The organism is Neobacillus sp. 19, from assembly GCF_049463095.1.
Classification (GTDB): Bacteria; Bacillota; Bacilli; order Bacillales; family Cytobacillaceae; genus Neobacillus.
The window spans coordinates 1-5,599 of record NZ_JBMPZU010000082.1; the positions used below are offsets into that span (position 1 = coordinate 1).

The window sequence follows — 5,599 nt, forward strand, 5'->3', positions numbered from 1 at the left end:
ATCGTTAAAAAAGACAATCATTCAGAAACGCAAAGGGGAAGTGTCAATCAATCATGAACAAATTAAAACTGCGGTCGTTAATTGAGCAATTTTTAATAGAAGACATTGGAGATCAGGATCTAACGACTGATTTGATTTTTTCAGACCATACAAAGGGTAAAATTGTCTTTTTAGCAAAAGAAAGTGGTGTTTTTTGCGGTGAAGAAATAATGAAGACTGGATTTCCCCTGTTGGATCAGGAAATTGACATCCAATTGTTTGTCAAAGATGGTGACAGATTCGAAGTCGGGCAGAGATTGGCAATTGTTTCAGGGGGGATTTCTGCCCTTTTAAAAGGTGAAAGGGTTGTCCTTAATCTAGTCCAGCGTATGTGCGGAATTGCCACCTTAACACGAAAAGCCGTTGAGACGTTAAATAGCTCGTATACGAGGATTTGCGATACGAGAAAAACGACACCGGGACTCCGAATGCTGGAAAAATATGCTGTCCGCTGCGGCGGCGGATATAATCACCGTTATGGTCTTTATGATGGAGTCATGATCAAAGATAATCATATATCTTTTGCAGGATCAATCAAGCATGCGGTCGAGTTAGTTCGTAAGAATACGGGACATATGGTTAAAATTGAAGTGGAAACGGAGTCAAGAGAACAAGTCATCGAAGCAGTGGAAGCGGGCGCGGATGTCATTATGTTTGATAACCGAACACCAGATGAAATAAAGGAATTTATACAATTAGTGCCGGCCCATATGATAACGGAAGCATCTGGCGGGATCCAATTAACTAATTTGGAAGATTATCGCGATACGGGTGTTCATTATATTTCTCTAGGCTTTTTAACGCATTCATACAAAGCACTTGATATCAGTGTCAAAGTCGTACTTGAGGAGGAACAATAGAATGTCAGTTACTGAAATGAAAAGCAGCTTAGTGGAGGAAATTCAAGCGTGGAAGAAAAAGCGCAATGCTATTCTGCTCGCACACAATTATCAACTTCCAGAGATTCAGGATATTGCCGACGTATTAGGTGATTCCCTTGCGCTTGCACGTGCTGCGGAGAACACATCTGCCGACGTAATCGTGTTCTGCGGTGTTCACTTTATGGCGGAGACAGCTGCCATCTTGAATCCGGAAAAAACTGTGCTTCTTCCTGACCTTGAAGCAGGCTGCTCTTTAGCCGATTCGATCACGGTAGACCAGCTCCGCGAATGGAAAGCCGAGCACCCTGGGGCAGTTGTGGTTGCATATGTGAATACCACTGCTGAAGTGAAGGCAGAAAGCGATTATTGCTGTACCTCTTCCAACGCAGTGGAGATTGTCCGGTCGATTCCAGAAGACAAAGAAATCCTATTCTTACCGGATATGTTCCTTGGTTCTTTCGTGAAGAATGAAACCGGCCGTGAAAACATGCATATCTGGTTGGGAGAATGTCATGTGCATGCAGGGATTGCTTCACATCAAGTAGAGGGTATGCTGACACAGCATCCAGAAGCCGAACTGCTTGTACATCCCGAATGCGGATGCTCAACTTCGAGCATGTATTTAATGTCTGAAGGAGTACTGCCAGCGGAGAAAACACATATTCTATCTACTGGTAACATGCTAAAACACTCTAAAAATTCGCATGCGGAGGAATTTATTGTTGCAACAGAGGTAGGAATTATCCATCAGATGCAAAAACAAAATCCAGAAAAGCGCTTTGTTCCTGCCAATCCGGAAGCTATTTGTCCTTTTATGAAAAGGATTACACTTGAAAAGGTGTTAGCTGCTTTAAAAGAAAACAAGCATGTCATCACCGTTCCTGCCGAAACAGCCGAGCGGGCAAAGCTTGCTATTCAGCGTATGGTTTCCATTGGTTAAGTTTGACAATAAAGGGAAAAAGTGCCTGTCACCGCCCGCGTTTTGTTGAATTCAGCGACATTATACGGATAGTATTCATTAACTGATTTTCCTACAAAGAATGTGTTAACTGATTTCCTTTGAACGTATGCCTCAAAGATTGTTGGTTTTCCGGTTCATCCCGATACAATCAAACTATTTCAACCAGGCTTTCCGGTTAATTATGAGGTAACATGAAAGTTAAAAAAAGAATGAACAACCCCTTAAAGTGTGCGGCGAACCGTACCACTTTAAGGGGTTGTTCATTTAGTGAGTGAGGTCAGCCCCCCACTTTTAGCATAACCAGCATATAAACTGATGATAAGATGGTGATGATTGCAATCATTATTTTTAACTGATGAATGGGTACCTTATTTGCAAGGCGTGCACCGGTGATCATCCCGATAGTTGTACCAAGTAAACTAGCGATAATTAACATGGAAGTGTTTTGCATACTGGTATGGGAGAAGTATCCGAATATCGATGGAATGGCGATGACCACGGAATTTAAAAGACTTACCCCCACCGCTACCCGAATATTGACCCCAAGGCTGACTAGTAACGGTACTAGTAAAATTGGGCCGCCCGCTCCTGTTAATGCGCAAATAACTGCTGTTATAAATCCAAGCAAAATAACAATGGAAGTATGATTCAGTATAATGGATCGATTAATTTTTGCGTTCTCATTGTTTTTCTTAAGTAGAATTGATAACCCTGCTAGCAGGATAAATAAATAGAGGAGAAGTTTTGCTAGAAAATCAGAAATTAATACATTGATTTGTACTCCCAAAAACGCACCAGGAAGGCTTCCAATACTCAAAAATAAAGCTAGTTTTAGATCCATGTTTTTTGATTTCCAATAGGAATAGGCTCCAATAAGACCTGAGACAGCAAAGGACAAGAAACTTAGTGCAAGAGAATCGTGCACGGGCATACCTAAAAAACCTACGTAAATTAAAGGGAGAAGAAATCCGGAAATTCCAGACATTCCTAATAAAACACCAATAATCAAATTGGAGCATAGGACAATACTAAAAAGAAATATAGATGTAATCATTTATCAGACCTCAATTATTCCTAACCCCATAGATGAAGAGAGGGTTATATATTTGCTCGGATAGAAAGCTCCTTCATGGCAAGCTTACTTTCATAGATGATCTTTTCTTCATCCAGTGTAAGAACTTCTCTGTTTTTCATTACTATCTAAGATGCTTTTTGAAGGCATGACAACTGGATCAAAAATAGATACTCCCCAAAAGGCTCTCATTAAAGATTTAAACACTTTCATCTGATCAAATAAACTCAATCCGGAGTGACCGGCCCCATCCGTTCCCAAACCAACACCTATCCCTTTTTGCAGCAAGCTAGGTGTTTTAGGAATCCCTTTTTCTGAATTACTAATAGGACAATGAACTACTTTACTATTATACATCTTGATAATGTCCATTTCATTTTCAGAAAGTAGAATACTATGTGCCCTATTTTTTTTATCAACATTATTACTAAGGAGGAGCAGGAAGGAAGGATCACTAAGATAGTGACCCTCTAGATAAAAAGAAGGAATTCTTTAATGTACAGAGCCATTCACTTTATATATTTATTTACTCCTGATAGTATAGTTAGAACATTCAATAAATATAGAAGGGAGCATAAAAATGAGTAAATATTTGACGAAGCTTATACTGACAATTTCTGTGTTGATGGTGCTGAATGGATGTGCTGCAGGAGAAAAATTGGAGGGCGAGGGAACGACAAATACGGGAAATAAAGCTGAGAAGACCGTGAGCACAGAAGAACAGACGCTACCACAAGCTAAAGCAGAACTCAAAGATGTTGAAAATAAAACAGTTGGCACTGTAAGCTTTTTTGCTCATGACGATCATGTTCAGATTGTCGCCAATATAGATGGTCTAGAGCCGGGTCACCATGGTTTTCATATCCATGAAATTGGTGTCTGTGAACGTGATGCCAAGGAAGGCCCTTTCACAACAGCAGGTGGACACTTTAATCCAGATGACAAAATGCACTCGGGACATGCTGGGGATATGCCCTCCCTTTATGTTAAGGAGGATGGAACTGCTTCATATTCTGCAACGTTCGATCGCCTAACCATTGATCAACTGAAAAAAGAAGAACTGGCTGTCATCGTCCATGCAAATCCTGATAACTTTGGCAATATACCTGATCGCTATCAAACAGAAGGAAAACCTGGTCCTGATGAAGCAACGATGAAAACTGGGGATGCAGGTGACAGACAAGCATGTGGGGTAATTTTGAGTAAAGATGAAGATAAAAAATAATAAAGTATATTAAAAGAACCCAGAAATAGTGCCTTTCACCGCCCGCGTTTTGTCGAATTCATCGACATGATTCGGGTAGTGACAGTGGATTGCGCCCATCATAGTAGACACGTATAATTCGGGAAAACTATGGAAATAAATCAGCTGCAGCAAAAATACTTGGTTTGTCCCGCGTCACACTATATAACAAAATGAGGAAATATGGACTGTTATAATGTGGGGTTAGTCCTACTGGCTTTTTGGGAATATTTCAGAAAATAGAGATTACAAGTTCTGCCCAACTTTAATGTTATATTAAAATAATACAATATAAGGTAGAGGGGCAGTTATGAGAAGAGAATGGATTTTACGCTGGTCTTTTTTTATTTTTGGATTAATGGTGATAGCATTTGGCATATCTCTAACAATTGAAGGCAAATATTTCGGGATTGGACCATGGGATGTTTTTCATTATGGACTATTTACTAAATTTGGACTCTCTATTGGAATGTGGTCGATAATATGTGGATTATTCCTCTTGTTAATCAGTTCGATTTTCAATCAGGCTTGGCCCAAAATAGGGTCCTTTCTAAATATGCTATTACTAGGATTATTTATTGATCTTTTTAATTGGATGTTACCTAGCGTTGAAAGTTTAGCGGGTGCAGCAATAGCATTTGCCATAGGTGTTGTATTAATAGGGTACGGTATTGGATTATATGTTGCTGCTGACTTTGGAGCAGGCCCTAGAGACAGCTTTATGCTATTAATTGTTGAAAGAACGGGCTGGGGGATCCCGTTGGTCAGAAGTGGAATTGAAGTACTCGTTTTTCTACTTGGATGGATGCTAGGAGGCCCAGTTGGAATTGGAACCTTGTTAATTGCCTTTGGTTTGGGGCCGATTTTGGGATTTTCTATTCCTCAATGCAAGAAACTGATGGCGTATTTCCTTGACCAAAAGGATCGCTTGTTAACGCATATGTAGACTATAAAAAAGGTTCTGTCCAGCCTGTGGTTTTGAATAGGAAAGACCAAGCAGGGATTCTGCCTGGTCCGCCTATTCACCCTACAATATGGTGGGATCTACTGTTATTTCTCGTTTTTTCTATTTTTATTAATTCTATTAAATCTCTAATCGCCGAGGATTGGTGTTAGCCCCCTATTAGCTAGTGACTTAGGTCAAAGTATTAAACCAATAAAGTAATAGATCTACTTGTTCTTCAGTTAATGCCTTACCCTTCTGAGCAGTTATTTGTCTTGTAGGCATGAAGCTGACCGTCACGGGCATTCTCATTTCCTCTTAATTCAGAAGACTTAGCAGCTTCCAGCTTGCTTACCATCGATTTTGCAAATCCTTTATTTTCTCCATTTAGTTGAATAAACTGCTTTGTTAATAAACTAAGACTTTCGTTAAAAAAATAATAAAAAGCACCTGTCCTGAT

General features: G+C 39.8%; 8 protein-coding genes. 5 read left to right on the top strand and 3 right to left on the bottom strand.

All coding sequences use genetic code 11. The features are described 5' to 3' along the window. The first annotated feature begins 53 nt into the window (after positions 1-53). The gene (gene nadC, locus ACO1D1_RS24110; protein WP_423337420.1) at positions 54-899 is read left to right on the top strand and encodes a carboxylating nicotinate-nucleotide diphosphorylase; all 846 of its coding nucleotides are present in this window, start codon (positions 54-56) and stop codon (positions 897-899) included. A gap of 1 nt (position 900) precedes the next feature. Beyond that, a complete protein-coding gene (gene nadA / locus ACO1D1_RS24115; RefSeq protein ID WP_423337421.1) occupies positions 901-1,860 on the top strand; it encodes a quinolinate synthase NadA in 960 nt (319 codons plus the stop codon). A 298-nt stretch (positions 1,861-2,158) separates the two neighbouring features. Here nadA and ACO1D1_RS24120 read toward each other — a convergent pair whose 3' ends face one another. Both ACO1D1_RS24120 and ACO1D1_RS24125 read right to left on the bottom strand, forming a co-directional pair. Then, positions 2,159-2,935 carry a sulfite exporter TauE/SafE family protein gene (locus tag ACO1D1_RS24120; RefSeq protein WP_423337422.1) on the bottom strand — a complete coding sequence of 259 codons (777 nt, stop codon included), beginning with the start codon at positions 2,933-2,935 and terminating at the stop codon, positions 2,159-2,161. Between the two features lie 108 nt (positions 2,936-3,043). Next, on the bottom strand, positions 3,044-3,325 hold the full coding sequence (locus tag ACO1D1_RS24125) for an amidohydrolase family protein (RefSeq protein WP_423337423.1): 282 nt from the start codon (positions 3,323-3,325) through the stop codon (positions 3,044-3,046). A gap of 208 nt (positions 3,326-3,533) precedes the next feature. Between ACO1D1_RS24125 and ACO1D1_RS24130 the strand changes: the two genes are divergently transcribed. The 3 genes from ACO1D1_RS24130 (at position 3,534) to ACO1D1_RS24140 (ending at position 5,142) form a co-directional block, all read left to right on the top strand. Continuing rightward, positions 3,534-4,178, top strand: a complete 645-nt coding sequence (locus ACO1D1_RS24130; protein ID WP_423337424.1) for a superoxide dismutase family protein — start codon at positions 3,534-3,536, stop codon at positions 4,176-4,178. A gap of 116 nt (positions 4,179-4,294) precedes the next feature. Then, positions 4,295-4,393, top strand: coding sequence for a helix-turn-helix domain-containing protein (locus tag ACO1D1_RS24135; RefSeq protein ID WP_423337426.1), 99 nt, complete (start codon positions 4,295-4,297; stop codon positions 4,391-4,393). Between the two features lie 113 nt (positions 4,394-4,506). Then, on the top strand, positions 4,507-5,142 hold the full coding sequence (locus ACO1D1_RS24140) for a YczE/YyaS/YitT family protein (RefSeq protein ID WP_149868713.1): 636 nt from the start codon (positions 4,507-4,509) through the stop codon (positions 5,140-5,142). Between the two features lie 247 nt (positions 5,143-5,389). On the opposite strand, the gene ACO1D1_RS24145 is transcribed toward ACO1D1_RS24140, so the two are convergent. Continuing rightward, positions 5,390-5,599, bottom strand: a 210-nt coding sequence (locus ACO1D1_RS24145; RefSeq protein ID WP_423337425.1) for a hypothetical protein, incomplete at its 5' end; no start/stop codon positions are given.

Bases quoted from the DNA above. Each gene is read 5' to 3' on its own strand.
- ACO1D1_RS24140 (WP_149868713.1), top strand. From the start codon at position 4,507: ATGAGAAGAGAATGGATTTTACGCTGGTCTTTTTTTATTTTTGGATTA.
- nadA (WP_423337421.1), top strand. From the start codon at position 901: ATGTCAGTTACTGAAATGAAAAGCAGCTTAGTGGAGGAAATTCAAGCG.
- ACO1D1_RS24120 (WP_423337422.1), bottom strand. From the start codon at position 2,935: ATGATTACATCTATATTTCTTTTTAGTATTGTCCTATGCTCCAATTTG.
- ACO1D1_RS24130 (WP_423337424.1), top strand. From the start codon at position 3,534: ATGAGTAAATATTTGACGAAGCTTATACTGACAATTTCTGTGTTGATG.
- nadC (WP_423337420.1), top strand. From the start codon at position 54: ATGAACAAATTAAAACTGCGGTCGTTAATTGAGCAATTTTTAATAGAA.
- ACO1D1_RS24125 (WP_423337423.1), bottom strand. From the start codon at position 3,325: ATGGACATTATCAAGATGTATAATAGTAAAGTAGTTCATTGTCCTATT.